Annotated in this window: 27 protein-coding genes; 11 read left to right on the forward strand and 16 right to left on the reverse strand. The window is 40.1% G+C overall.

Features of this window, described 5'->3' with window-relative positions; genetic code table 11:
* Nucleotides 1-69 precede the first annotated feature (69 nt).
* The gene (locus tag IZT61_RS20525) at nucleotides 70-1197 is read left to right on the forward strand and encodes a glycosyltransferase (RefSeq protein ID WP_230383786.1); all 1128 of its coding nucleotides are present in this window, start codon (nucleotides 70-72) and stop codon (nucleotides 1195-1197) included.
* Nucleotides 1198-1216: 19 nt separating this feature from the next.
* Nucleotides 1217-1852, forward strand: a complete 636-nt coding sequence (gene rsmG / locus IZT61_RS20530) for a 16S rRNA (guanine(527)-N(7))-methyltransferase RsmG (RefSeq protein WP_196098863.1) — start codon at nucleotides 1217-1219, stop codon at nucleotides 1850-1852.
* An 8-nt stretch (nucleotides 1853-1860) separates the two neighbouring features.
* Here rsmG and IZT61_RS20535 read toward each other — a convergent pair whose 3' ends face one another.
* From IZT61_RS20535 to IZT61_RS20545, 3 genes are read right to left on the reverse strand one after another with little or no spacing between them, the layout of a single operon-like run.
* Complete coding sequence (locus tag IZT61_RS20535) at nucleotides 1861-3411, reverse strand: T9SS type B sorting domain-containing protein (protein WP_317193167.1); 1551 nt, start codon at nucleotides 3409-3411, stop codon at nucleotides 1861-1863.
* A gap of 48 nt (nucleotides 3412-3459) precedes the next feature.
* Nucleotides 3460-3768 (reverse strand): hypothetical protein, encoded by a 309-nt coding sequence (locus tag IZT61_RS20540; RefSeq protein ID WP_196098865.1) that lies wholly within the window; start codon nucleotides 3766-3768, stop codon nucleotides 3460-3462.
* Nucleotides 3765-4139, reverse strand: coding sequence for a BlaI/MecI/CopY family transcriptional regulator (locus IZT61_RS20545; RefSeq protein WP_196098866.1), 375 nt, complete (start codon nucleotides 4137-4139; stop codon nucleotides 3765-3767). Before IZT61_RS20545 ends, IZT61_RS20540 begins: the two co-directional genes overlap by 4 nt.
* Before the next feature lie 256 nt (nucleotides 4140-4395).
* Here IZT61_RS20545 and IZT61_RS20550 point away from each other — a divergent pair, with 256 nt between their 5' ends.
* Complete coding sequence (locus IZT61_RS20550) at nucleotides 4396-5103, forward strand: gluzincin family metallopeptidase (RefSeq protein WP_196098867.1); 708 nt, start codon at nucleotides 4396-4398, stop codon at nucleotides 5101-5103.
* Between the two features lie 148 nt (nucleotides 5104-5251).
* On the opposite strand, the gene IZT61_RS20555 is transcribed toward IZT61_RS20550, so the two are convergent.
* The 9 genes from IZT61_RS20555 to IZT61_RS20595 all read right to left on the reverse strand — a co-directional run bounded on the left by IZT61_RS20555 (nucleotide 5252) and on the right by IZT61_RS20595 (nucleotide 11879).
* On the reverse strand, nucleotides 5252-6202 hold the full coding sequence (locus tag IZT61_RS20555; protein ID WP_196098868.1) for a M28 family peptidase: 951 nt from the start codon (nucleotides 6200-6202) through the stop codon (nucleotides 5252-5254).
* Between the two features lie 4 nt (nucleotides 6203-6206).
* Nucleotides 6207-6620 (reverse strand): type II toxin-antitoxin system VapC family toxin, encoded by a 414-nt coding sequence (locus IZT61_RS20560; protein WP_196098869.1) that lies wholly within the window; start codon nucleotides 6618-6620, stop codon nucleotides 6207-6209.
* Complete coding sequence (locus tag IZT61_RS20565; protein WP_196098870.1) at nucleotides 6620-6829, reverse strand: DUF2281 domain-containing protein; 210 nt, start codon at nucleotides 6827-6829, stop codon at nucleotides 6620-6622. Before IZT61_RS20565 ends, IZT61_RS20560 begins: the two co-directional genes overlap by 1 nt.
* A gap of 205 nt (nucleotides 6830-7034) precedes the next feature.
* Nucleotides 7035-8228 (reverse strand): ADP-forming succinate--CoA ligase subunit beta, encoded by a 1194-nt coding sequence (sucC, locus tag IZT61_RS20570; protein WP_196098871.1) that lies wholly within the window; start codon nucleotides 8226-8228, stop codon nucleotides 7035-7037.
* Between the two features lie 249 nt (nucleotides 8229-8477).
* The gene (locus tag IZT61_RS20575; protein WP_196098872.1) at nucleotides 8478-8780 is read right to left on the reverse strand and encodes a hypothetical protein; all 303 of its coding nucleotides are present in this window, start codon (nucleotides 8778-8780) and stop codon (nucleotides 8478-8480) included.
* A gap of 211 nt (nucleotides 8781-8991) precedes the next feature.
* Nucleotides 8992-10566, reverse strand: coding sequence for a DUF4153 domain-containing protein (locus IZT61_RS20580; RefSeq protein ID WP_196098873.1), 1575 nt, complete (start codon nucleotides 10564-10566; stop codon nucleotides 8992-8994).
* Nucleotides 10567-10583: 17 nt separating this feature from the next.
* The gene (locus IZT61_RS20585) at nucleotides 10584-10889 is read right to left on the reverse strand and encodes a hypothetical protein (protein WP_196098874.1); all 306 of its coding nucleotides are present in this window, start codon (nucleotides 10887-10889) and stop codon (nucleotides 10584-10586) included.
* Nucleotides 10890-10945: 56 nt separating this feature from the next.
* Nucleotides 10946-11242 (reverse strand): winged helix-turn-helix domain-containing protein, encoded by a 297-nt coding sequence (locus IZT61_RS20590; protein WP_196098875.1) that lies wholly within the window; start codon nucleotides 11240-11242, stop codon nucleotides 10946-10948.
* Between the two features lies 1 nt (nucleotide 11243).
* Nucleotides 11244-11879, reverse strand: coding sequence for a hypothetical protein (locus IZT61_RS20595; protein WP_196098876.1), 636 nt, complete (start codon nucleotides 11877-11879; stop codon nucleotides 11244-11246).
* Between the two features lie 385 nt (nucleotides 11880-12264).
* On the opposite strand from IZT61_RS20595, the gene IZT61_RS20600 reads away from it, so the two are divergent.
* From IZT61_RS20600 to IZT61_RS20630, 7 genes are all read left to right on the forward strand, one after another.
* Nucleotides 12265-12915 (forward strand): ABC transporter ATP-binding protein, encoded by a 651-nt coding sequence (locus tag IZT61_RS20600; RefSeq protein WP_196098877.1) that lies wholly within the window; start codon nucleotides 12265-12267, stop codon nucleotides 12913-12915.
* Between the two features lie 275 nt (nucleotides 12916-13190).
* Nucleotides 13191-13670 (forward strand): ATP-grasp domain-containing protein, encoded by a 480-nt coding sequence (locus IZT61_RS20605; protein WP_196098878.1) that lies wholly within the window; start codon nucleotides 13191-13193, stop codon nucleotides 13668-13670.
* A 1-nt stretch (nucleotide 13671) separates the two neighbouring features.
* Entirely contained in the window at nucleotides 13672-14280 is a 609-nt protein-coding gene (locus tag IZT61_RS20610; protein WP_196098879.1) for an HAD hydrolase-like protein, read from the forward strand.
* A 3-nt stretch (nucleotides 14281-14283) separates the two neighbouring features.
* Nucleotides 14284-15750: a S41 family peptidase gene (locus IZT61_RS20615; RefSeq protein WP_196098880.1), complete on the forward strand. Its 1467-nt coding sequence runs from the start codon at nucleotides 14284-14286 to the stop codon at nucleotides 15748-15750.
* 264 nt (nucleotides 15751-16014) lie between these two features.
* Nucleotides 16015-16281, forward strand: coding sequence for a hypothetical protein (locus tag IZT61_RS20620; RefSeq protein WP_196098881.1), 267 nt, complete (start codon nucleotides 16015-16017; stop codon nucleotides 16279-16281).
* Between the two features lie 57 nt (nucleotides 16282-16338).
* The gene (dprA, locus tag IZT61_RS20625) at nucleotides 16339-17430 is read left to right on the forward strand and encodes a DNA-processing protein DprA (protein ID WP_196098882.1); all 1092 of its coding nucleotides are present in this window, start codon (nucleotides 16339-16341) and stop codon (nucleotides 17428-17430) included.
* A 497-nt stretch (nucleotides 17431-17927) separates the two neighbouring features.
* Nucleotides 17928-19289 (forward strand): pyridoxal-phosphate dependent enzyme, encoded by a 1362-nt coding sequence (locus tag IZT61_RS20630; protein ID WP_196098883.1) that lies wholly within the window; start codon nucleotides 17928-17930, stop codon nucleotides 19287-19289.
* 803 nt (nucleotides 19290-20092) lie between these two features.
* Here IZT61_RS20630 and murA read toward each other — a convergent pair.
* From murA to IZT61_RS20650, 4 genes are all read right to left on the reverse strand, one after another.
* Nucleotides 20093-21418 (reverse strand): UDP-N-acetylglucosamine 1-carboxyvinyltransferase, encoded by a 1326-nt coding sequence (gene murA / locus IZT61_RS20635; protein WP_196098884.1) that lies wholly within the window; start codon nucleotides 21416-21418, stop codon nucleotides 20093-20095.
* Between the two features lie 118 nt (nucleotides 21419-21536).
* Nucleotides 21537-22217, reverse strand: a complete 681-nt coding sequence (locus IZT61_RS20640) for a DUF4290 domain-containing protein (protein ID WP_196098885.1) — start codon at nucleotides 22215-22217, stop codon at nucleotides 21537-21539.
* Between the two features lie 332 nt (nucleotides 22218-22549).
* Nucleotides 22550-23047, reverse strand: coding sequence for a SixA phosphatase family protein (locus IZT61_RS20645; protein WP_196098886.1), 498 nt, complete (start codon nucleotides 23045-23047; stop codon nucleotides 22550-22552).
* Between the two features lie 76 nt (nucleotides 23048-23123).
* Complete coding sequence (locus IZT61_RS20650) at nucleotides 23124-24815, reverse strand: DNA polymerase/3'-5' exonuclease PolX (RefSeq protein ID WP_196098887.1); 1692 nt, start codon at nucleotides 24813-24815, stop codon at nucleotides 23124-23126.
* A gap of 50 nt (nucleotides 24816-24865) precedes the next feature.
* Here IZT61_RS20650 and IZT61_RS20655 point away from each other — a divergent pair, with 50 nt between their 5' ends.
* Complete coding sequence (locus IZT61_RS20655) at nucleotides 24866-25528, forward strand: hypothetical protein (protein ID WP_196098888.1); 663 nt, start codon at nucleotides 24866-24868, stop codon at nucleotides 25526-25528.
* Nucleotides 25529-25687 lie beyond the last annotated feature (159 nt).

Here is a 25687-nt window from a genome sequence, read left to right on the forward strand (position 1 = left end):
GTATATTTATCAACATAAAGGGGATTACAGATTAAAAATGAGAAATTTGCGCCTATTTATTTTACCATTGTGATATTATCTCCGCTTGAAATTGTGCTGCTCTCCTCATTGGCTTTTTGCCTATTGATTCAGCTTTATTATGTATTGTTTGTTCATTTAAAGCTTGCTAATGCAACAATTGAAGAGATTCCGGCAGTGTCCAGGAAGCCGGTTAGTGTAATTGTTTGTGCCAGAAACGAAATTGCCAACCTTAACCAATATTTGTCTACGCTGATGTCGCAAAACTACGTTGAATATGAGGTTGTTGTGGTAAACGATCGATCGTGGGATGGAACTGAGGAGTATTTAGATGAAATGGACAAGAAACACCCCAATTTAAAGGTTGTTAAAATACTGGATAACGATAAATTTATTGCCGGAAAGAAGTTTGCAGTAACTATGGGCATAAAGGCTGCTAAATACGATTGGTTGGTATTTACCGATGCCGATTGCATGCCGGCAACGGAAAATTGGTTGTTGGATATGCAGCAACCTGCAGATGACCGGGTAGAAATTGTGCTGGGTTATTCGCCTTATTTAAAACGCCGGGGGTTGCTGAATGCGCTTATCCGTTTCGAAACTTTTTTTACTGCCGCAAACTATTTAGGTTTTGCCATTAAAGGGATGCCTTACATGGGCGTGGGCCGAAACATGGCTTATAAGAAAGCGCTGTTTTTTAAGAATAAGGGTTTTGCTGCGCATATGCACATCCCATCGGGCGATGATGATCTTTTTGTAAATGCACATGCCAGTAGCAACAATACCGAAATTAGATTGAACCCTGACGGACATGTGTGGAGCGAGCCCAAAACCACATGGAGCGGCTATTTAAAGCAGAAAAAGCGTCATTTTGGCGCCGGAAAGCTCTATAAATCAAAACATAAGTTCGTTTTGAGCATGCAGATCATCTTTCAGTTTTTGTTTTACGGCTTTTTCGTTGGCTGCCTGTTTTTAAGTAGGGAGGCCCAATATGTTGCTGGTGGAATACTGTTGTTTAGCATTGTGATCAGATCGCTTGTTTATCCGAAATTACTTAAGCGATTAAACTATGGCGATTTGCGTTGGTGGTTCCCAATATTAGATATACTTTTGTTTCTGTTTTTAACATTGAATGGGTTTCTGGCGATGTTTGGCAAAAAAAAGGTCGACTGGAAATAAAAAATTAAACTACTAGATTATGGCTGATGTAAAACCCGATATTATTCTAAAATACTTTCCAGATTTAACAGCGAAACAAATCGATCAGTTTTCGCAGCTGTTTGACCTTTACAGTCACTGGAATGCGCAAATCAATGTGATTTCGAGAAAGGATATTGAGGAACTGTATGAGCGCCACGTTTTACACTCGCTTGGAATAGCCAAAATTTGCACGTTTAAAGCCGGAGAATCTGTTTTGGATGTGGGCACTGGTGGCGGTTTTCCAGGTATTCCTTTGGCGATTCTTTTTCCGGAAACTGATTTTTATCTGGTCGATTCGATAGGGAAAAAAATTAAGGTAGTTAAAGAGGTAGCCTCTGCGCTGGGCCTCGAAAACTTGCGAGCCGACCATTTACGGGCAGAGCAAATTAAAGAGAAGTTCAATTTTGTAATTTCGAGGGCTGTTACCCGCTTGGGCGAATTTTATCCCTGGATACAAGGGAAATTTAAAAAAGACACGTTAAATGCGATTCCAAATGGTATTCTTTATTTAAAAGGCGGCGATTTGGCGGAGGAGATCAAGGAATCGAAACTGAAAGCAGAGTTGTACCCGCTTTCAGCATATTTTGAGGAAGACTTTTTTGAAACCAAGTATGTGGTTTATGTACCGCAGTAGCGAAAATGCTAGTTTACTAAGGCAATTGATCCGGTGGAAGAACCCGTTTTTCTGCCTGCAGTATTAATCGTAGCAACGCTAAAATAATACAGCCCATTTTGTAGATTGCCGACGTTAGCATTCCAATTATTCTGATAATCATCAGTTCTGTAAATCCCCTTACCTTGTGTATTAAAGATTGTCAACATGCGTCTGTCGCTAGTTTTGGCGAAAACCAGCTTGTTGCCTTGGTCCTTACTCAGTTCAACGGTCGAAACCTTTTCTCCTTTTATATTGCTGCCGGATTTTAGAAAATCACCCATTGAATCGACTACATTAACGTACCCCCTGTTGATGTTAACTACTTCTCCCTGATTATTTATTTCTTTTTGAATAAAAAAATAGCTTCCTGTGCTTAAATTCTCACCTTTTCCGTCCCAATCATTTAAATATTTTTCACTTTTATAGACCTCATTTCCCCATTTGTTAGCAATTAAAATACTATTGCGATTATCGTTTTCAGGCAGTACGAGCTTTTGATTTTTACTTCTATCAATAAAAAAAGATAGCTGTTGATTAGTTGTAGCCGTAGGTGCAGCGTCAGCTCCAGATTTGTTTGTGGGGGTCGGTTCATTTTTCGGGGGAGGTGGCGGTGCAACTGTCGGCGGTGCAACCTTTGGCGGAGGAGGAGGAGCCATTGTTGGAGGAGGCGGAGGCGGGATGCTCAACATTACCGCTTTTGAACCACGGACCTCGATTACACCATATTTTCCCTTTTGTCCATACCTCTTAATTCCATTTTCAGCATCTAATAATATAATCTGATCCACATTTTTTGCTCCACCAGACGTTCCAGCTTCAATCACCTCGCCATTAAACACGAACAACCTTTTTGTTATAGGCATTGGCTTTTTCAGTCGGTCATTATAGCTGTAATCGAAGTTGACTGTTTTTAGGTTAGGTACATTAATTCCATTTGAATAGAAAGGTTTTTTGACAGTATCTTGTCTGATGATAACTTTTATCTGGCTAGTACCTGAATAAATATCTATAAAACCATAATCTTTTGTAAAAGCCATCGTCGAAATACAAAGTGTTCCAATACTAATAGGTAATACGAATAGCAGTTTGAGCCTTGCCCATTTTGCCGATTTTTTTTGATTTAACATGCTAATTCTGCTTTTTAAGTTTGATGAACCAAATATTTGATTGCTAAGTGCAACATCTTGAATTGCCGAAGCATTCTTAATTAGAAATAAAGCATAATTGTATTTTTCAACGCCTTTGCTGGTTGCTCCTTCATCTGCTAAGAACTCGTGTATTAACTTAATATCTTTTTTAATGAGGTAGGTAATTGGGCTCACCCAATTTACAATCTGAACCATTTCGAAAATCACTACGTCGATGCTGTGTCGCTGCTTAATGTGTACCAGCTCATGCCTTATTATGGTGTCCTTATCTGGAAGCTGGGGATCCAAAAAAATCATATTGAAAAAAGAAAAGGCAACTTTCGATCTTTCCAAGTCAAAGAGTTTCACCCCGTTTTCCAACATAATTGAAGGTGCTTTTCTCATGTGCATCACTTTTAACAGGCTGAACGACAGTCTTAGTAGAAAAAATAATGTCACTTAAAGATATATCGCAGTTACTACCTGCGCAATTGTAACAGTTGGTTCGTTCGCATGTACTTCGATTTGTGGGGCCTGAAAATATATCTGATCGATTCCGTCAGTAGGGATATAAGCAATCACTGAGGGCACTGGCTTTTTTAGAAATCCCACTTCAAAAAAGGGAAGGACGAAAGCAATTGCTGTCGTCGCAATTAAGTAGTATCTGTTTATTGCATAAAATGTTTCTTTACACAAAAACAACCGATAGAAACCATAAAAAATGGCGAGGTACAGATTAGTCTCGATTAAATAATAAATCCAGCTCATGATTGGTCTTTTTTAAGTTTTTCAGCCAATTTAATAAGGTCGTTTAGCTCTTTGGCACTCATGCTTTTTTCGTTTACCAAAAACGAAACGAGAGTTTCATACGAGTTTTCAAAATAATTGTTCATCACTTTGCCAAGTGCAAAATGCTTATAATCAGTTTCTTTAATGATAGGGAAGTAAATATGCGTGTTTCCTATCGCTTTATGGTCAACGAAACCCTTCGATTCCAACACGCGAATTACCGTTGAAACGGTATTGTAGGCTGGTTTAGGATCGGTCATATTTTGAATAATATCCTTTACCAATGCTTCGCCCATTTCCCAAAGGATGAGCATAACCTGTTCTTCGGCTTTTGTAAGTTCTTTTATCATTGTAACTATTTTTATAGTTTGATTAAATGAAGGTACAACTATTTTTGTAGTTTATCAACTATTTTTATAGTTTTATTTTGAAGCTTACTTATCGGTTATGGTTTTTGTTAGAAATTAATCCTCGCAAACGATCGGGAAAGATAAAAGGAAAGCTGCATAAGCATTTAATTTCGATAGCTTATACAACTTATAGGAATAATTTGTATTTTTACTTAAGTGTTGGCAAGGTGCCAGTACGCTAAAAAAACCAAACATTATGAATAAATTATTGCTCTTAGCCTTATTATGTAGCACCTTTTGCGCATGTAAATCCAATCTCGACAAAAAAGTTGTACTCACGGAGTACAAAAAAGTAATGGAAGAGATCAAAAGCGATGAAAAAAAGTACACCGAGGAAGATTATAAAACTGCAGCAGACGAGATCGGAAAGTACCTGTTCCAAAATATTGCAACACCCAGCAAGCCATTGGATATAACCTATGGAAAAATTTTGGACCATGCCCATGCATTAAATTTAAAAAACAAGGAAGAAATTGAAAAATACAATACAGCATTATTGGCCTTTAATAAGGTGTTTGCTGTTACAGCTACTGATAGCAAGTACATCAGCTTGGCCGATCAGGAGTCGGTTTATAACGACTATTCTGATCGGTATGATGTGCACTTGCGATTAACGAACAATAAGCCACAGGCAATTGGCGCCTTCAAGGGAATGTTGCACGTTAACAATGAAAAAGGAGAGGAGTTGATGAGTTTTTTAGTGGAAAAAACGTATGATATTCCGGCCAATGGCGAAATTGAAACGATTGAGCAAGGCTTGATAATGGATGATGATAATTTAATGGAGTTGAAAACCCTGCCGTTTGCAAAGCTAAAATTTGAATGGAGGCCAGCGTTTGTTATATACAAAGACGGCACCCGGGTAGAGGCACCGGAGACACCAGCAGCACTCTTTAAAAACTAGAGAAAAGCCAAAAAGAAATGAATCAAACCAAACAGTAAAAAATTGTTTGGTTTGATCTATATTTAATAGAACATCGATTTTATGCGATAAATTATGGCTTTGCGCTTTAAAGAAACCCCAAATTTCGAATTGCAGCCAAAATAAGCCGTTAATTTTTCATTATCATTTTATCCTTCAACAACTGCTGAAGACCCGTTTGCCTGTCGATGCTTTTAACAACATCTAAAACGGCATTAGAAGCATCGCTGAAGAACTGTTTGGTAATGGTTGGGTATTCGTCGGTGGCTTTATGGTAATCTTTATGATCTTCAACACCAAAGTATAAAAATGGAATGTTCTTGGCGTTAAAAGCGCCCTGGTCGCTCTGGTTCGTCCAGTCGTCGTGCCCAAGTTTAGGGTCGTCGTGGCCCAAAATAACCTTCACATCCTTTCTGGTAGTGTCTACATATCTTTTTAGCTGCGGATATTTAAAGGTGCCACAAACATAAAGTTCGCCCTTTTCGCTATGGCTAATCATATCCATATTTAAATTCACGGCAATGGTGTTAATGGGCACTGGCGGATTTCCTACAAATGCCTTAGCGCCCTGCAAACCCATTTCCTCAGCATCAAAGGCCGCAAAAATAATGGTGTTGTTGGGTTTATTTTTTGCAAAATAGGCCGCAATTTTCAATAGGCCCGCTGTGCCGGAGGCGTTATCGTCGGCGCCATTAAAAACCTGATCTTTCACCACACCCAAATGATCGTAGTGTGCAGAAACAACAATTGCGTTGGAGCCCTTACCAGGAATGTAGCCGATGATGTTTGTACCGTTTACCTTTGCTCCGCTTCTGGAGTTGAAAGTAAATTCCTGCGCATAATTTACATGTTGCGGATAGGATTTTAGGCCCAGCTTTTGGAAACGCTCAATAATGTAGGCCCTTGCCAGCTCTGCGCCTTTTGTTCCTGTTTTTCGGCCTTGGTAAGCGTCAGAAGATAGCGTTTCGACATCTTTTAATAGTTGTGTATCTAATTTGCCAGAACCGCTTACGCTTTGGTTTTTAACCGACGAACAGCAACTTAGCATCATGGCTAGGGGAATGATATATAGGATTTTCATGTTTTTAGGTTATTGCCAAAGAAGTTTCAAAATATGGATAAAGTTCGAATTTTTCGTCAGCGGATATTAGGGTAGCATCTATTTCACTTGCAGAACAAATCAGTAAACGATCGAACGGATCGCGATGTTGCGCTAATAATGGAACATTGCCGTAATTAAATATCGATGAGTTTTTTATTGGAAGAAAAGTGAATCCGTCTGCCAAAGCCTGGTTAAATATATCTTCAAGAGTAATATCAAAGTGACTTAGCTTTCCTAATGATTGTTTTATCGAGAGTTCGAAAAGGCTTATTTGATTGAAATAAATAATGTTATCTGTATCTAAAATAACATTCATTACGTCTTTCGGTATTCTTGGATTGTTTTCCTGAAACCAAATTAAGCAATGTGTATCTAAAAGATAAATATTAGATGCCATTACATATAATCCTTTAAGTCGTCTAAAGGTTCGTTAAAATCGTCAGGCAGGGATATTTTTCCTTCGAACGCTCCGGGAATTCGCTTCGATACTTGCGACTTTTCATCCGTTAAAAAGGTTACGATAATTTCAGTTTTCGATTCCACAGGCGCTTTCTCTTTTAAAATAATCTGTCCTTTTTCGTAATATCCTTTTTCTGTGGCTAACATATTTCGACTTTTATAACAAATATACATTTTTCGTTAACGGATTCATAATGATGTATTTTATAATCCGCATTACACTTCAGTAGAGGAAGAGTGCCTAAATAACGATTGTTTTGCTTAAATGTAACTCTTTAGCGCGCTAATGTTATAAACAAAAAAAACCTTCCAGTTTATACTGAAAGGTTTTATAAATATGTTTGCTTTAGGCTTAAGAAGCCAAAACTTTTGTTACTAAATCGGCTGCTTCTTTTAAAGCAATTGCCGAGTAAACCTTAAGTCCCGATTCGTCTATCAATTTCTTCGCTTCTTCGGCATTTGTACCTTGTAAACGGCAGATAATTGGCACTGGAATGTTTCCAATTTCTTTATAAGCATCGATAACACCTTGTGCAACACGGTCGCAACGAACAATACCGCCGAAAATGTTGATTAAGATGGCCTTAACGTTAGGGTCTTTCAAAATAATATTGAATGCAGCCTTTACGGTTTGTGCGTTTGCAGTTCCACCAACATCCAGGAAGTTAGCAGGCTCACCACCAGCCAGTTTAATAATATCCATGGTTGCCATCGCCAAACCAGCACCGTTAACCATACAACCTACGTTACCATCAAGATTGACGAAGTTTAAGTTAGAAGCGCTGGCTTCAACTTCCATCGGATCTTCTTCGGTAACATCACGCATTGCTGCATAATCCGGGTGACGGAACAAACCGTTTTCATCCAAATTAACCTTCGCATCAACTGCAATTACTTTATCATCAGAGGTTTTCAACACGGGGTTGATTTCGAACATCGATGAATCGGTTGCCTCGTAGGCCTTATATAAAGCAGTAACAAATTTTACCATTTCTTTAAAAGCACCACCGCTAACACCTAAGTTAAACGCAATTTTGCGGGCCTGGAAACCTTGTAAACCAACTTTAGGGTCAATTTCTTCTTTGAAAATCAAATGTGGTGTATGCTCAGCAACTTCTTCAATATCCATACCGCCTTCGGTACTGTACATGATGATATTGCGGCCTTTTGCACGATCCAGCAATACTGAAATGTAGAATTCTTTGGTTTCAGAAGCACCTGGATAATAAACATCCTGAGCAACTAAAACCTTGTTCACTTTTTTACCTTCTGGTCCGGTTTGCGGAGTAACCAACTGCATGCCGATAATATCGGTAGCGCGTTGCTTTACTTCATCGAGGTTTTTGGCAAGCTTAACGCCACCGCCCTTACCGCGACCACCAGCGTGGATTTGCGCCTTAATTACAACCCAATCAGAGTTATAATCAGTTTTCAATTGCTTTGCAGCCTCAACAGCTTGCTCTGGCGTATCGGCAACAATTCCTTCTTGAACGTTAACACCGAAACTCTTTAATATTTGTTTACCCTGGTATTCGTGAATATTCATTTGCTACAAAATTTGCCCAAATCTACAATTTCAAAGCCTTTAAACAAAATAGGTATAGCCGATTTTTTCAAGAAAATGAAGGTTGTGTGTGAATCGATGATGGCTAAAGCCAAAAACATCACTTGCTAGCCGTTGGTTGTAGCCAACGGTAATGAAATTCCGATAAGTCTATCTTTTTAAACGGGTATAAGCACCATCCATTTTTTTTGCCGTCGGTTGAAACCGACGGATAACAGGTCTTAAAACAAATTAGCTTCCCGCTAGAGGCGATCCGAAGATACCTACCGCCAGCTCCGCCCAAACTAAAAACAAAGCCAGTAAAATGACGATGAACAGTACTGTTCGGAAATTGCCGGTTTTAACGGTTCTAAAAACAAGTTCTATGGCCAGGCCGGCACCTAATAGCAACGCGCCTGCAGCTATGAAATCGGTCAAATCCCAATTTACCTCCGTCGTAAACTGCATGGCGATTAATGGAACAAACAGGATAGCTGCGATTACACTTAAAATAATTGTAAGTCTTACTGTGTTAGTGGTTACTTGATTTTTCATGATGTTTAAATTTATTGTTTTTGTTAGTTATTTGGAAAATTTTAAATGTTTCGGTTTTTTACTTCCATCGAAGCTGCTATTTGAAAGGCCGATTTTCATAACCTATTTATTATGAGGTTCGCGAATTGTTATATCAAATAGATCTTTAATGAGATTATCTAAGAGAAACCATGCCAGGCCCATCAACGCAATAGCCATGGCCAAAATTTTGTCACTTCGCTTCATTTCCGTCAACTTCAAAATATTTAGCGGCATGCCAATCCTGCAAATTCCACGAGAGCCAACTTTGTTGTGCGCAACGTTCTTTAAAAAAGCGTATCCGGGTGTCGATCTGATACAACATTTGCTTGTTTGTGGATTGTACAGCTACTTCTTCGCGAGGAGCGACAGAAGGACCGGCCAACAGTATCGCTCTGTTTTGATCTAGAATAGGCAGCGTTTTTTCCGAAAGCGATAACAAATAATCCGGATCGAGACTTATCGATGCCGTATGCGCTAAATTGTACCTCACAATAACAACGTCCCAATTTATGGTGGCGAAGGCCAATAAAAGCACAAACCAAACGTTGCCATTTACTTTTAGCAGATAGAACAGTGTTTTTTGTCTGGCGACCTTAATGTAAACAGTTGCCAAACCGATAGTACACAAAATTGCAAATACAACAACACCGATTCTTTTGTGCGTAAGGCCATAAAACTCGATGTAGTAACCATCACGAATGAACACAGAAATAATCAATATAAAATTCTGGGCCATCCAGGTGTAGGCTAAAACTCTTAATGGCTTGCTCTTGCTGTAGAAGTTCAGGTTTCCGCGAAAAAAGAAAATGATCACAACCATGGCGAGAATAATACTTGCAATTAACGCGTTGGCTCCATGGTGCACATTTGCAGATAGGCTGCCCGAGGGCTCGTAGCTGAACCAAAGCGTGGTGATATCGACAAGATTTAATGATAATAGCAACAGATTCAAGGAAGCGAAGGAAATTAGTGCGATAATATATTCGGTTTTAAGGCCGAGCTTCCGTTTAGGCAAATTGCCGGTAAAAATTCTCATAAATTCTACCCAAATCCCATTCGTATGTTCAGTTTTTTTTAGTCTTAAAAGTTGCTCCTTAAACAAGAGTTCCAATCGTTCAATAAAATTGCTAATGAATTTAATCAACAAACCCGCGGTAACCAATAGCCCGAAGCAAAAGAATAGCACTCGATTTATGTTAATATCCTTAAAAAAGAAATGAACAATATCGTAAAAGAAATTCCCGATCTTGTTTAAGATACTGTTTACAGCTTCTGCAAATACCTCGTTTGCGGCACAGTATATGGAGGTAAAAACAATTATGATAAAAATGGGTAGAATAATATACCGAAAAAACCTGAGCATTGGTTTAAGGTTAAAGGTGCCAAGCTGGGCATTACCCATATTTTGCAGCAGACCCACGGGAGCCGTTATCAACTGGAAAACTGCGCTTACAATAGCCAAAAACACCGTTCTTATTTGTTGGAAATGACTAAAACCTATAAACGCAAGTAAACTAATATAATAGGCTGCAAGGCTAAGATCTGAATTGTTAACTACAACCAAAACGGCTGCAAACAAGTGGGCCCCGGCATATAACCCAAACTTGGCGCTTTTGCTGATGCTTTTGTTTAACAGCATAACGGCAATAATAAACAGGCTATAAATGAACAGGTTTAGGGCGAGTCTCTCTTCCCAGAAAATAGCGTTAAACAGTACGCCGCCAATGAGGGTAGAGGCCAATAAAAAATTAGATTTATTTTTCATTTTATTTCGATTTAGGTTTAAAAGATCAGTTTTGTTGCGATAAAGGAATAGCATACAACGAGCGGAATATTGAGCAGCGTATACAAGATGGTAGCCGCTATTTTAGATCGGTATTGAACGTTACGGCTCATCTCGATCAATAAGACCAAAACAACGATTAAGTTGCCCAGCGCTGCAGAAAAGATAAAAGCGAGGCCGAAAATGGCTATCTCAAGCCTGTTAAGTACCATGAAACACAGGAAGATAAATGTGCCAATTACGGCCGAGCATTGGGCAACACGTTTACCTACTGAAATTATTCTGGGTTCGTTATCGTGATTCATTCTTTGGGCTTTTAAAAGTACTTTGAAATTCAAAGTAAATGGTTAAAAAAAAATTGTTATAGTTTTCTGATCATTTTTTCGAGGGCATCTAAATGCGCCTTGAATGCTTGTTTTCCTAACGGAGTAATGGTGTAGGTAGTACTCGTTTTTCGCCCCACAAAACCTTTATGTACTTTGATAAATTCGGCCTGCTCCAAGGTAGTGAGGTGCGAGGCGAGGTTTCCATCCGTTAATTCGAGCATTTGTTTTAGGTCGTTAAAGCCGATCTCATCGTTCACAACCAGAACAGACATTACGCCCAGCCTGATTCTGCTATCAAAAATCTTATTTAAATCTGCTATGGGGTTCTTCATCCTATTTGCCTTTTTCGTACTTGAAATACATTAAAAGCCCATAAATAATATGTAATATACCAAAACCGAACGCCCAGAAAATTAATCCGTAGCCCACATTAAACATGCAAATCAATCCCAATATAATCTCAAGATATCCCAAATATTTAATGTCGCTGAATGTGTATTTGCTTGCGTTAACAAGCCCCAGCCCGTAGAAGATTAAACAGGTTGGCGCAATAATGCTATAAGTATTGGGGTGGTTAACCAGCAAAGCGATAATAAACAGGCCACCCGCAACAATAGGTACAAACAGATTAATGATGAGCGACTTAAAGGTTTTGTCCCAAATGGGTAAGCCGCTGCGTTGGCTTTTTCTATAAGTAAACAAAATTCCTCCGGCCAGGGCAACGAATAAGATGATAAAGGCCAGTTTAATGAGATTATACTCCAAATCGAGCTCTCCTGAAACACCATATCTGTAAACATCGCCGCTTTTAAACTTATCGATCTCAACCTGCGCAAAATAGGCACCGATAAGCGCAATTACCCCTGCAAAAACGCCCGATAACCCGCTTAACGAAATAAATCGCGAAGATCTATCCATCATTTCTCTGATGTCTTTCAATGCATTAAGTTGTTCCTGCGAGCTGTCCATTTTAAAAGTGCTTTGTTTTTCAAAGTTAAGGAAGAAAATGGTAATTGCAAATTTTTTTTCAAGAAGATCTAAGTTGTATCAAGAAGCGAGTATCAAGTATTAAGAATCAAGTATCAAGTTGCGGGTAGTAAATTTTCAGTTTGCACTTTGTTCTTTAAGCTTTAAGCTTTGGTCTTTTCCCAACGGGATGCCCTTGGCACAGCTTTGGCCTTTCAGCTTTGAGCTTTCAGCTTTAACCTTTAAACTTCAGTCTTTTCACTCCCAAACCTCTGGCTTTCGGACTCCCGACCCCGGACTTTTTAGTCTTTTCCCAAAGGGATGCCCTTGGCACAGCTTTAATCTTTAGTCTTTCGGCTTTCTTAAGCTTTTTTCTTAAATTTGAACCATGCTAAAAGCCACTGGAATAAGAAAATCGTACGGAAATCTGGAAATTTTAAAGGGGGTAGACTTTGAGGTACAAAAAGGGGAAATTGTAAGCATCATTGGCCCTTCCGGCGCTGGTAAAAGTACACTTTTGCATATTTTAGGTACGTTAGATAAGCCCGATAGCGGCACTGTGGCGCTTAAAGGGACAGTTATTAATAAGCTAAACGGGAATGTGCTAAGTGCTTTTCGCAACCAAAACGTAGGTTTCGTTTTCCAGTTTCACCATTTATTGCCTGAATTTAGCGCAATCGAGAATATTTGTATTCCTGCCTTTATTGCAAAAACGGGTAAGAAGCAGGCTGAAACGCGGGCTTTGGAGTTACTCGATTTATTTGGGTTAAAAGACAGGGCACAACATAAACCCAATCAATTATCGGGAGGAGAGCAGCAACGAATTGCAATCGCCAGGGCCTTGATTAACAGTCCGTCGATTATTCTTGCCGATGAGCCATCGGGAAATCTCGATTCTGAAAATGCTGCGGCTTTGCACAAGCTTTTCGTAAGCTTACGCGATAATTTCCACCAAACTTTTGTAATCGTTACCCACAATGAGCACCTGGCCAAAACAGGAGATAGGGTAGTGACTATGAAGGACGGATTAATAATATAGGACATGATTTGAAGAAAGTACGAAGTCGGAAAGTCCGGTGTCCGAATTATGGGTGAAGACTAAAGCGAACCAAGCCTTTTTTCTTCAAGATACATGCTTATTTTAAGTTAGCAATTTAGCAGTTTTCAATAATCAATTCAACAATATTAGCAATTCGATCATATGTTATTCTCTCACTCAATAATTCATTCACTCACTCATTCATTCAGTCATTCAATAACTCATTTACTTACTCATTCACTCACTCATTCACTCATTCATTCAATATTTCGCCCGTGAAAATTCTCATTACAGGAGCAAACAATGCAAAGGCTATGAAGCTATTAAAGGCGTTTCCAAACCATTTTCTTTTGCTAGCCGATTATGGAGAGGTACCAGAAATGGCCACCGCAAATTACGCCATCAAATCGCTTGGCGAGCTTAATAAGGAGAGTATTGCCCATGTTTTGTTAAACTTCTGCATTACCGAAGCCATCGATAGCATCATTCCACTTCACCAGTTTGAAATCGAGCCTTTGGCCAAATCGTCGGTTCTGTTCAACGAATATGGCATTCAGGTTTTAACACCGCCAGCCGATAAGCTAGTTGACTATCTTCCGCCGGACGCTAACTTTTATAAAAACTTTGCAATATTTATCGCCGGAGAATGCATTTTTGCCAGTGGAAAAGAAATTTTTGTGAAACAAAGTGAAGAAGTTAATGGGGTATTTGGCTACGAAACAGCTGGCGATGACTTAAAACTATTTACGATATAATATGGATGCTTATCAAAAAGTAAAGGATAAAAAGCTCGTAATTTTCGAACTGGATAATGTTTTATTCCCCGAAAAAGATTATTTGTTGCAGGTTTATTACTTATTTGCCCAGTTTATAGAATATACAGAGCAAAAACTGGCGACACCGATTCTCGAGTTTATGCGCAATGAGTTTGAAGTTAATGGGCGTGAGGAGATTTTCGAAAAAATGGCTACGGCATTCGATATAGACCGAAAGTATAAGCGCAATTTCGATTTACTGCACCTCAATGCACGGTTGCCGTTAAAACTTTTGCTGTACAAAAATATGCTCGAGTTTTTGCAGCAGCTGGTGATCGATCGAACAAAGATTTGCATTGTAACAGCTGGAAATCCCGAGCAACAACTTAACAAAATAAAGCAAACCGAATGGAACGGATTAGAGAGCTACCTCACCGTTTATTTCTCGGCAGAACTGAATCAAACAAAATCAGAAATTTTTAAGAACATCCTAATCCAGAACAATTTATCAAATGACGAAGCGCTGGTTGTAGGCGTAAATAATTTAGATGAACATCAGGCTGGTTTAATTAATTTGCCGTATATTGAGTCATTAGATATTTACAGATAAACTATGTTAAGAAAAATTTTTGCACACAATGCCTTTTTTTGCGTGTTGGTTGGTGTAGTTGGCCTTGCTTCCTCTTGTAAAAAATCAGATTCGAACGGAAAAGGCACCCGGGCTGAGTTAACCAAAGATTCGATTTATTTATATGCGCAGCAAACTTATTTTTGGAATGCAGGCATGCCCAGTTATTCGAGCTTTAACCCCAGAAAATATAGCTCAAATGAAGCCGTATTAAACGCCATTAAGGCCTTGCCGAGTACCGGAGGGAAAGATAAATATTCGTTTATTGATGACGGCACCGTTGCCACAGAGTTGGGCGGGGTAGGGGGCGATTACGGCTTTTCTGTAAATTACGATGGTTCGAACCTGCTAAGGGTAAAATATGTGTATTCAGCTTCGCCAGCCGCAGCTGTCGGCCTTAAAAGAGGCTATCAGGTTACCAAGGTAAATGGCAAAACAACAATAAGATCAAGCCAAAGCGATATTGATAATTTAAACAATGGGATTTTTGGCGACAACCCAAGTATATCATTAACAGTGGTAAAGCCCGATGGAAGTTCAGAAGATGTAACTATTCAGAGAAAAACCTATAACATTAATCCGATTTTATCATCGAAAACCTTTAACGTCGGCGCAAAAAAGGTTGGATACGTGGCCTTCAATACATTCACTACAAATGCTGTTGCGTTATTAGACCCATTGTTTAATCAATTTGCCACTGATGGAATTAGTGAGCTGATTGTAGATTTGCGGTATAATGGCGGCGGCTCGGTAGCTACTGCTGAAGCCCTGACAAATTTAATTGCGCCAAGCGCAGAAAACGGAAAGGTAATGTACACCACCTATTGGACAAAAACGATGCGAGATGGCGCAGCGACGATTTTGCAAAACCAAAAATTTTATGCTGAAGGAAATGATAAAGTGGTTCGGCTGTACTCTTATTATGATTATTCTTACAAACCAACAATAGATGCAGGTAATCAGGAGGTTTTTGCCAAAAGAGGCACACTTAACGGCCTAATCAGGGTGTACTTTTTAGTGTTAGGCGGCACTGCCTCAGCCAGCGAATTGCTTATTAATAACTTGAAACCAGTAATGGATGTAAAGCTGATCGGCAAACAAACCTACGGTAAGCCAGTTGGGTTTTTCTCGCTTCGAATTGATAAAAACGATCTGTATATTCCCCAGTTCGAAACCAAAAACCAGGTAGACGAAGGCGGTTACTTTAACGGGTTGGCAGTAAATAAAAATATTGCCGACGATTTGACAAAGGATTTCGGCGATCCATCAGAAAAATTATTGGCAGAGGCTCTGAATTATTCTGCAACGGGCAATTTTACCTCTTACTTAAAAGATAATAGCCTCAGCAGTACCACGGGATCATCAAGGCAGTCGATTGATAACGCTAACGAAAAGCTCGATCACGAATTTAAGGGAATGGTAGAAACCAGAAAACTGAAACTCAATAACTAAGCCAAACAACCAGTTATAAGTCAGGCGTGTAAAGCTTCAAGCCGGTTGTCACCCTGAGCGGATTCGAAGGGTTAATGTAGACTTCGACTCTGCCCAACCCGACAGCGTGGATGAAAAAGTACGGTTGACACGACACTAGTTTTAGACCGGTGCTTTAAAATGCATCGGTTTTTTTATGCCCTTTACCCAATAAATGTACGAGCAGAGATTGTTTTTTATACAAAAATTTAATAAGCTTGTTCATCCTTAATCGTTAAAGACATCATGCCAATAGAAACCGTAGAAAAAGAACATATAGCGTATTTGAACATCATCAATGCGAAAGAAGATCACAGCGACGATTTAAAAAAGAAACTCGATGAGGCGCAGCGACTTGGGAACGAGTTTAAAGCAAAAGCGGTAATTACCTTTAACACCACAATTGGCCCAAAAAGAGTAGATACAACGGTTTGGTCGGTTACCGAAAAATACGTTCAATTGAAAAACAACATCCACATACCGCTTAAAAGTTTAATAGCTATTGATTTTTAGGCCGTTATCAAGGAAAATAAATCATCCCGATTTTATTTAACCTTAACCTAAAAATTAATGAGTACGCTCCACAACATTGCTTTAACCTTTATTAAATCAATCGGCCCCGTTAACGCCAAAAACCTGCTTGCCTATTGTGGAAGTGCTGAAGCCGTTTTTTCGGCCAACAGAACGCAGTTACTGCAGATTCCGGGCATTGGCCAGAAAACCGTTGAAGCCATTTTAACTACCAATGCGCTTAAAAGAGCCGAAGAAGAGCTTAAATTTGTTGAGCGACATGGCATTGAGGTGCTTTTTTTTACTGACGAAAATTATCCCAAAAGGCTGAAAAATTGCTTTGATTCGCCCATTTTACTCTACTTTAAAGGGGAAGCGAACTTAAATCACCCACGCATTATTAGCATTGTGGGCACCCGGAATGCCACCGAATATGGTAAGCAACTTTGCAAAAGCTTATGCGAAACACTTTCGCCCTACGATTTGTTGATTGTGAGCGGCCTCGCCTATGGAATAGATGTAACGGCTCATAAAGAGTGTATTGCAAATCAAATTGCTACAGTTGGCGTACTTGGGCACGGCTTAGATAGGTTGTATCCGCAGGTACATAAAAGCGTATCGCAAAAAATGGTGCTAAATGGCGGCCTGCTTTCTGAATTTCCAACGCTGACCAATCCGGATAGGCAGAACTTTCCACAGCGGAACAGGATTATTGCAGGCATTGCCGACGCCACGATTGTAGTTGAAGCATCGATAAAAGGTGGTGCACTAATCACAGCCGAAATAGCAAATTCTTACAATAAAGACGTTTACGCTTTTCCCGGCCGAACGAATGATGTTTTTTCGGAGGGCTGCAATTTTCTCATCAAAACCAACCGGGCGGGGTTAATCAACAACGCCAACGATTTAATTTATTATCTGGGCTGGGACGATAAGGTTAAAGAGAAAAAGCAAACTCAAACAGCTTTGCAACTCAGCCTCACCCCAAACGAACAGAAAGTTGTTGAGGCACTGCAAACTGGCCAGCTTTCTATCGACGAGCTTTGCATTGCACTCAATATTCAACAAAGCAAACTGGCCATTGTTATCCTCACGTTAGAAATGCAGGGAATTATCGTTTCATTGCCTGGTAAAGTATATAAGTTGGCTTGATACAAAGTTGTTTTGCAAAGTCATCCGATGAGTTTCGGCATATCGCACATACTCATCGGACGACTAATTATAGTAAATCCTAGCGTATCCTATATAAGTAACCGATCAATAGATTTGGAAAACGAGTGTTTGCGGCACCTGGCGGCGTGCAGCCCCGCTATTGCCCATAGTCCTCGCTTTGCCAACACACAAAGCTTTGGCTCGCTCCGGGCTATTTGGCGCTATCGGGTTTAAAATTAACGGTTGAGATGGATCGGTGACTTTTGCGATGTATAATTGACTGAATTCGCATAATTGATTTCGAAAATCTGTGCGCTGTTAACCGGCAATGACCGAAAATTTCAACCGATATCGTTTTTCGCCCAATAATCAATCTATATTGCCTATCATTATTGTAGATTACGAAATGAAAAACTATTTAAATGGTTTTTCCAAAATTATGTTTCGAATTTGATATAGTTCATAAAATTCTTAATGCCTTTGCTTAATTTTGTAGCATGTGGTACAATAACATTCTAGAAACCATTGGCAACACACCATTGGTTAAATTAAATACAATAACAAAGGGAGTTTCGGGAACGATTTTAGCGAAAATTGAAACAACAAACCCCGGAAACTCAATTAAAGACCGCATGGCGGTGAAAATGATTGAGGATGCAGAGAAAAGTGGCAAACTGAAACCGGGTGGAACCATTATTGAAGGTACATCGGGAAATACGGGAATGGGCCTGGCCATGGCTGCAATTATTAAAGGTTATAAATGTATTTTCACTACAACTGATAAACAATCGAAAGAAAAGGTAGATGCCTTACGTGCTTTTGGTGCTGAGGTTATCGTTTGTCCAACAAACGTTGAGCCCGAAGATCCGCGTTCTTATTATTCGGTATCGTCTCGCTTGGAGCGTGAGGTTCCAAATTCGTGGAAACCAAATCAGTATGATAATTTAGCAAATACACAAGCACATTACGAACAAACCGGGCCCGAAATTTGGGAACAGACCGAAGGAAAGATTACCCATTTAGTTGTTGGCGTGGGTACTGGCGGAACAATTTCTGGTACGGGGAAATATCTTAAAGAAAAGAACCCGAATATACAGGTTTGGGGAATTGATACTTACGGATCGGTGTTCAAAAAATATAAGGAAACGGGTATTTTCGATAAGGATGAGATTTATCCCTACATTACAGAGGGGATTGGAGAAGATTTCCTTCCTGCAAACGTAAACTTCGAGGTGATTGACTTATTTGAAAAGGTAACCGATAAGGATGCAGCATTAATGACCCGCGACATCGCCAGAAAAGAAGGCATTTTTGTAGGTAACTCTGCCGGAGCGGCCATTGCAGGACTGCTTCAGTTAAAAGCTAAATTAAAGCCAGAAGATGTTGTTGTGGTAATCTTTCACGATCATGGAAGCCGCTATATGGGCAAAATGTACAACGAAGACTGGCTTCGTGAAAGGGGCTTTTTACAAGATGAAAAGCTGACAGCGAAATCAATATTAGCGAAAAAGGAAAGTGCAGAGATTGTTACCTTAGATAACCAGAAAACGGTTCTCGAAGCCATTAACACCATCAAATCGATGAATATTTCTCAAATTCCGGTTACGCAACAAGGAATGATTGTTGGTAAGATTGCCGAAAGCGATATTTTATCGGCATTGCTCGAAAATCCGGGCTTAAAATCTGCTCCAATTGCTGAAATCATGACCTCAACTTTTCCTTTTGTTGATTTGAATACTTCGATAGATCGCATTTCATCGTTGATCAATAAAGAAAATTCTGCGGTGTTGGTAGAAGATGATAGCGGAAAGATTGAGATTATCACCCAATATGATATTATCAATGCGATATCGGGGTAAAAATGAGATTTGAGATTTTGGACCACATTTTAAAGGATTGGAAATCCTTAGCTATATGAGTCGAGATTACAAATCTCGACCAGCGCCAGGGTTATGAAAGCCAAAGGTAAAATCCCGATTAGCGAGCGAGTAAAAATGAGATGTGAGATTGAGACTTGAGATTTGGACCACATTTTAAAGGATTGGAAATCCTTAGCTATACGAGTCGAGATTAAAAATTTCGACTAGCGCCAGGGTTGAAAGCTGAAGGTAAAATCCCGATTAGCGAGCGAGTAAAAATGAGATGTGAGATTGAGACTTGAGATTTGTACCACATTTTAAAGGATTGGAAATCCTTAGCTATGTGAGTCGAGTTTACAAATCTCGACCAGCGCCAGGGGTGAAAGTCGAAAGGACAAATCCCGATTAGCAAGCGAGTAAAAATGGGATGTGAGATTGAGACTTGAGATTTGGACCACATTTTAAAGGATTGGAAATCCTTAGCTATACGAGTCGAGATTACAAATCTCGACTAGCGCCAGGGTTATGAAAGTCGAAAGTACAAATCCCGACCAGCAGCAAGCAAAAATGCCCGATTAATCCTTAATCGGGCATTTTTGTATTTTGGTTGTCAACGTTCGCTGCTATTGAGCGGTTATCTACTTGCACCTTGGCCTTTCAGCTTTAATCTTTCCGCTTTAGCCTTTACGCTTTCAACTTTTGTCTTTCAGCTTTAGTCTTTAGCCTTTCAGCTTTAATCTTTCCGCTTTAGCCTTTACGCTTTCAGCTTTAGTCTTTCCGCTTTCGCCTTTATGCTTTCAGCTTTAGTGACTCGGTGCGTCGGCGTTCACACGTTTAATTTGTGCGCCTAATGCACGCAAGCGCGTATCAATGTCCTGATAACCACGCTCAATCTGTTCGATATTGTAGATTGTCGATTTACCTTCGGCAGATAGGGCTGCGATTAATAGCGAAACCCCGGCCCGAATGTCAGGAGAAGTCATGCTGATGCCGCGAAGCTTGTATTTTTTATCAATTCCGTTTACGGTTGCGCGGTGCGGATCGCACAGAATGATTTGAGCGCCCATGTCGATCAATTTATCTACGAAAAACAAACGGCTTTCGAACATTTTCTGGTGAATGAGCACATTGCCCTTGGCTTGCGTAGCAACCACTAAAACAATACTTAACAAATCTGGCGTAAACCCTGGCCACGGCGAATCGGCGATGGTTAATATTGAGCCATCGATAAACGTATCGATTTCGTAATGCTTTTGCGAGGGAACATAAATGTCATCGCCGCGGCGCTCCAGCTTAATACCTAACTTTTTAAACACCTCCGGAATTACGCCAAGCTCGTCGTAACAAACGTTTTTGATGGTAATTTCCGATTCGGTCATTGCTGCCATGCCAATAAAAGAGCCAATCTCGATCATGTCAGGCAACATTCTATGTTCCGTACCGCCTAATACATCCACACCTTCAATGGTAAGCAGATTAGAGCCAATGCCCGATATTTTTGCGCCCATGCGGTTTAGCATTTTGCAAAGTTGCTGCAAATAAGGTTCGCAGGCTGCGTTATAAATCGTAGTTGTTCCTTTTGCTAAAACAGCGGCCATTACAATGTTGGCGGTTCCTGTTACCGAGGCCTCATCCAATAAAATATAGGCACCCTGTAAATTGGTGGCATCGACATTAAAAAAAGCTTTTTTGCTATCGTAAATAAACTTTGCACCTAGTTTTTCGAAGCCGATAAAGTGGGTGTCTAAGCGCCTGCGACCAATTTTGTCGCCTCCGGGCTTCGGAATAGCCGCTTTACCAAAACGGGCCAATAGCGGGCCAACAATCATAATCGAGCCACGCAAACCACCGCCTTTGGCCTTAAAAGTATCCGATTCAAAAAAGTTGAGATCGATATTCCTGGCCTCGAAACTGTACGTGTCTTTATTAATACGCTCTACTACAACGCCCAAATCGCCCAACAATTCGATCAGCTTGTTTACATCTTTAATATCTGGGATGTTGCTAATTATGATTTTTTCTTTGGTCAGTAACACCGCCGATAAAATTTGTAAGGCTTCGTTTTTTGCCCCCTGGGGTGTAATTTCTCCCTTTAATTTGATTCCGCCTGTTATTTCAAATGCGTTCATATTTTTACTCGTATCAAGTATTTAGTATCGGTATCAAGGAGTGTAATATGAAGATTAAGCGCTTCGATTAAAATCTGCTACGCTCAACCTTAAATCCTCAACCTTTTACCTACTTAAATTAATATTTAGATTTATTGTTGCTTCTTCCGCGGTTATTGTTGTTCTGACGGTTTTTTCCGTTGTTGTTATTGTTATTATTGCTACGGCCCCTGCTATTGTTGCTACTATTCTGACGAGGATTTTGCGCCCTGAATTCAACTTTAGCCAAATTCACGCCCTCATCGAGCGTAAGTAAGCCTCCAGAAAGATAACTCAGGTCTTTAATGATGGTTTCATCCGAAACGTTATCCTTATTCCAGGTAACGTAGGCCATCTTCATAAAGTTTGCGATGCCTTGCACCATCACTTTCCTTCGTTCGGGATCTTGCTCGCCCATGGCTTTTTCGATTAAACCTTCAACAGTTTTGCCATAATGTTTGTACGTAATCCGTTGCTGCGGATAGGCCAGAGGTTCAGGTTTTTTGTAGGCATTTTCGGGCAGTGGTTTTGGGTAGGGGCTATCTACATCGATCTGATAACCAGAAATGATGTGAAGGTGATCCCAAAGTTTGTGCTTAAAATCGGCAACATCGCGTAAATGGGGCTGTAAAAATCCCATCAGGTCGATAACAGCCTGTGCATATTTATTTCGTTCTTCAATGGTTGGTAATTCGCAAATATACTTCACCATATTTTGAACGTTGCGGCCATATTCAGATAAAATCAAATGGCTTCGCGTAGTATTATAGTCGAAATTCATGTTCAAAAAAATTAATGGGTAAATCTTCCGGCGATACGAATTATGAAATAACCAAAAGAGATCAGGTTATGAATTCACCGAAATGTCTATTGCCGGACTTTCGTTTTAATAACTCAAAGATAATCTTTTTAATTACAAATGAGACTGTTTTTTGTTTTTTTGAAATGTTAAGTTAGTTATTCCGCTGCCCATCTGGCGCAAGCATCTCGCTTGTGACTATCCAATCATTCTTACATCCCCACATTAACTTTCGTTTTATCTTACAGAAAAGGGTCTTCGACTCCGCTCAGACTGACAATTTGATAAGCAAAACAACTAAACAATTAACCAGTTTAAATCTCATCGCTATTTTTTGGATAATCGAAGAAAACCAAGTCGCCGGTTCCCCCGCTTACCAATTCCCACGAATCGAAAGGGAAAGAAATGAGTACCATTCCTGCGGTTGGAATGTTATAAATATTGGCATTGCTTAACTCGTTAGCGAAATCGGTAAAGCCCGGGTTGTGCCCAAACATGATCACCCTATCCGCAGCATTATCCAAACCGTTAACAACGCTCAACAGCGCACTTGTATTGGCTTCATAAATGGCTTCTTCGTATTGAATGTGGTCTGTTTGATACGCCTCGGCAAAGTATTTAGCCGTCGATTTGGCCCTTTTTGCGGGGCTGCTAACCATTAAGTCGAATTTAAGGCCCCTGCTTAGCAAGCGCTCTGCCATTTCGGGTGCATTCTCTTTGCCACGTTTATTTAGCGGACGATCGAAGTCCTTTAAAGTCAAATTTCCCCAATCCGATTTTCCGTGGCGAACCAACAATAACTCCTTAGCCATATCTGTTTACTTTAAGTTCATTTCGCAGTTGAGCGCTTTTTACGTGGCTTAAACCACCATATTAAATTTCAAAATGCTACCTATTAACTTCATTAGCTTTTTTCGTGCCAAAATAGTGGGTAATCTCTTCTAAAGATAATGCATTTAAACATTTATCGGCGCTTAGGCCACCTTTTCGGGCGACTAAAATTCCGTAATGCATATCGTGGAAACCCTCCATTCTATGCGCATCGGGATTTACTGATAGCAGAACGCCTTTTTCTAAGGCGTAGCGATGCCAGCGCCAATCGAGATCTAAGCGCAACGGGTTGGCATTAATTTCTATAACAACATTATTTGCCGCGCAGGCATCAATTATTTTCTTATAATCAATCGGATAACCGGCCCGTGTTAAGAGCATGCGGCCGGTTGGATGGCCTAAAATAGTGGTAAATGGATTTTCGATCGCTTTGAGTAAACGAGCGGTTGCTTTCGCTTCATCCATTCGTAAATTGCTATGAATTGAAGCAACAACGAAGTCGAAAGTTTTTAAAATGTCGTCCGTATAATCCAATGAACCATCGCTCAATATGTCGCTTTCAATGCCTTTAAAGATCTTGAATGGAGCCAGCTTTTCGTTGAGCTTATCTATTTCCTGATGCTGACCAAAAACGCGTTGTTCGTTTAAGCCTTTTGCATAAACGGCAGTTTTAGAGTGATCGCAAATGCCCAGATATTGCAGATTTAATGTTTCTTTACAGTAGGTGGCCATTTCTTCGAGCGTATGTACGCCATCGCTCCAGGTAGAGTGGTTGTGCAGACTTCCTTTTAAGTCTTTGTAGTTGATTAGCGTTGGTAGCTTATTTTCTCTGGCCAGATCAATTTCATCAAAATCCTCACGCAATTCGGGCTCAATGTAACTCAGCCCTGCTGCGGCATATATTTCAATTTCGGCGTTGAATGGGCCGTTGCCAGCTAATTTCAGCACCTTTGCTACGTGTTCATTATTGCCCGTTTGTTTAAACCAAAGCAGGTGGAAATCAGCATTTGGCGTTAAAAATATCTTTATCCTTAAACCCGCAACAGTTGTTGTAATAAAAGCTTCTTCGCCTTTAATTAACGAAAGCGGCTCAAAAGATGGTAGTTTTGATGTAACCTCCTCAATAGCGTCGGTACCGATTACAAATTCGAGCTCGTCGATAATCTCGCAACAGCGCCTATATTGCCCCGCAAAGCCCAGCGAATAACCGGCATCTACCTGTGTAAGCCATGCAGATAGCTCGGCAAATATGGCATTTGCGAAGCCCTCCACTTGTGAATATAGAAATCTGCCGTTGGCAGCAAGTTTAAACTCAATGGCATTTTTAATTTCCTCCTGCGTTTTTAAGCCGAAGCCCTTGGCCTCTGTAAGCCGATTTTCATTGCAGGCATAATAGAGTTCGCCAATGCTTTCTATGCCCAGTTTATGCCAGATAATGGCTATCTTTTTCGGTCCGATGCCTTTAATGCCCAACATTTCTACAACGCCTTCAGGGGTTTTCGCAATCATGTCGGTAAGCTCCGTCAACTCACCTGTTTGCAGCAATTCTACAATTTTTGCCGCCAGGCTTTTGCCAATCCCATCAATTTTTTCTAATTCGTTAAAAGGTTTATCTTTTAATGCAAAGGGAAGTTTATCTACCTTAAAATAGGCGTTTGCAATCGATTTGATCTTGAAGGGATTTTCTTCATGCAGTTCCATTAACTGCGATAAAAGGCGAAGCTTGCGGGCGATGGCTTTGTTTTCCATAAGCTGTAAAATTAGAAAATAAAGGGTTAAAATTACAGCGGTATACAATTTTGCAAACAGAATTAGCGATGGCTTGTTCTACAGGGATGAAATTTACCAAAATCATCCTGTTCGGATTGGCCATTAGTTTTGCGGCTTGCCAGTCGTCGAAAAACTCACAACATCAAAGCGATTCAATTGCAAGTATCGAATCGGGGCCAGGCAAAATTGTTGATGAAAGGTTTCTGATTGTACCGGGTCAATCTATCGGCGAAATCTCATTGGGCGAGGATATGGAAGCTGTAGGTAAAAAACTGGGAAAACCTAACGCCGGCGATGCGGCCATGGGAAAAGCCTGGGGAATTTGGTTTGACGATGATTCTACCGGAAACGAACTCGCCATTTATTCATCGTATCGAGACACCAGCATGCGTGTTAAGGATGTAAAGCAGATCAGGATTACCTCAAACCGCTTTAAAACGCAAGACGGATTCTCCCTTGGCAGAAGCCTACGCGATACGAAGTTGAAATTCCCTGCAATGGAGCAACTTTCGGCGTATTTAAATGAAGAAAAAGACACAGTTTTAGTTTACGATGCGAAGCATGATGGCATTGGTTTTGAATTTTTAAAGGGCAAAGGCATTGCGCTTACGGTGCACCAAACCAGTAAATCGGTTAATGATACTTACCTTACGCTGCATCCGGAATGGAAGATGATAGCCCCTCTCGATTAAAGCTTGTTGGTTATCTTGTTTACTGCAAATTTTGCCCTAAAAAGGGAGCGAAATAATGATAACGTGGTTTAAAGTTATGGTGTAAGAATTGATTTTAGCAAAAAAACAATACAGAGGGCACCAATTTTTTTGAAAAGTTAGTTATGCTTAGCTGCTTAT

This window comes from Pedobacter endophyticus (assembly GCF_015679185.1).
In the GTDB taxonomy this organism is placed as follows: domain Bacteria; phylum Bacteroidota; class Bacteroidia; order Sphingobacteriales; family Sphingobacteriaceae; genus Pedobacter; species Pedobacter endophyticus.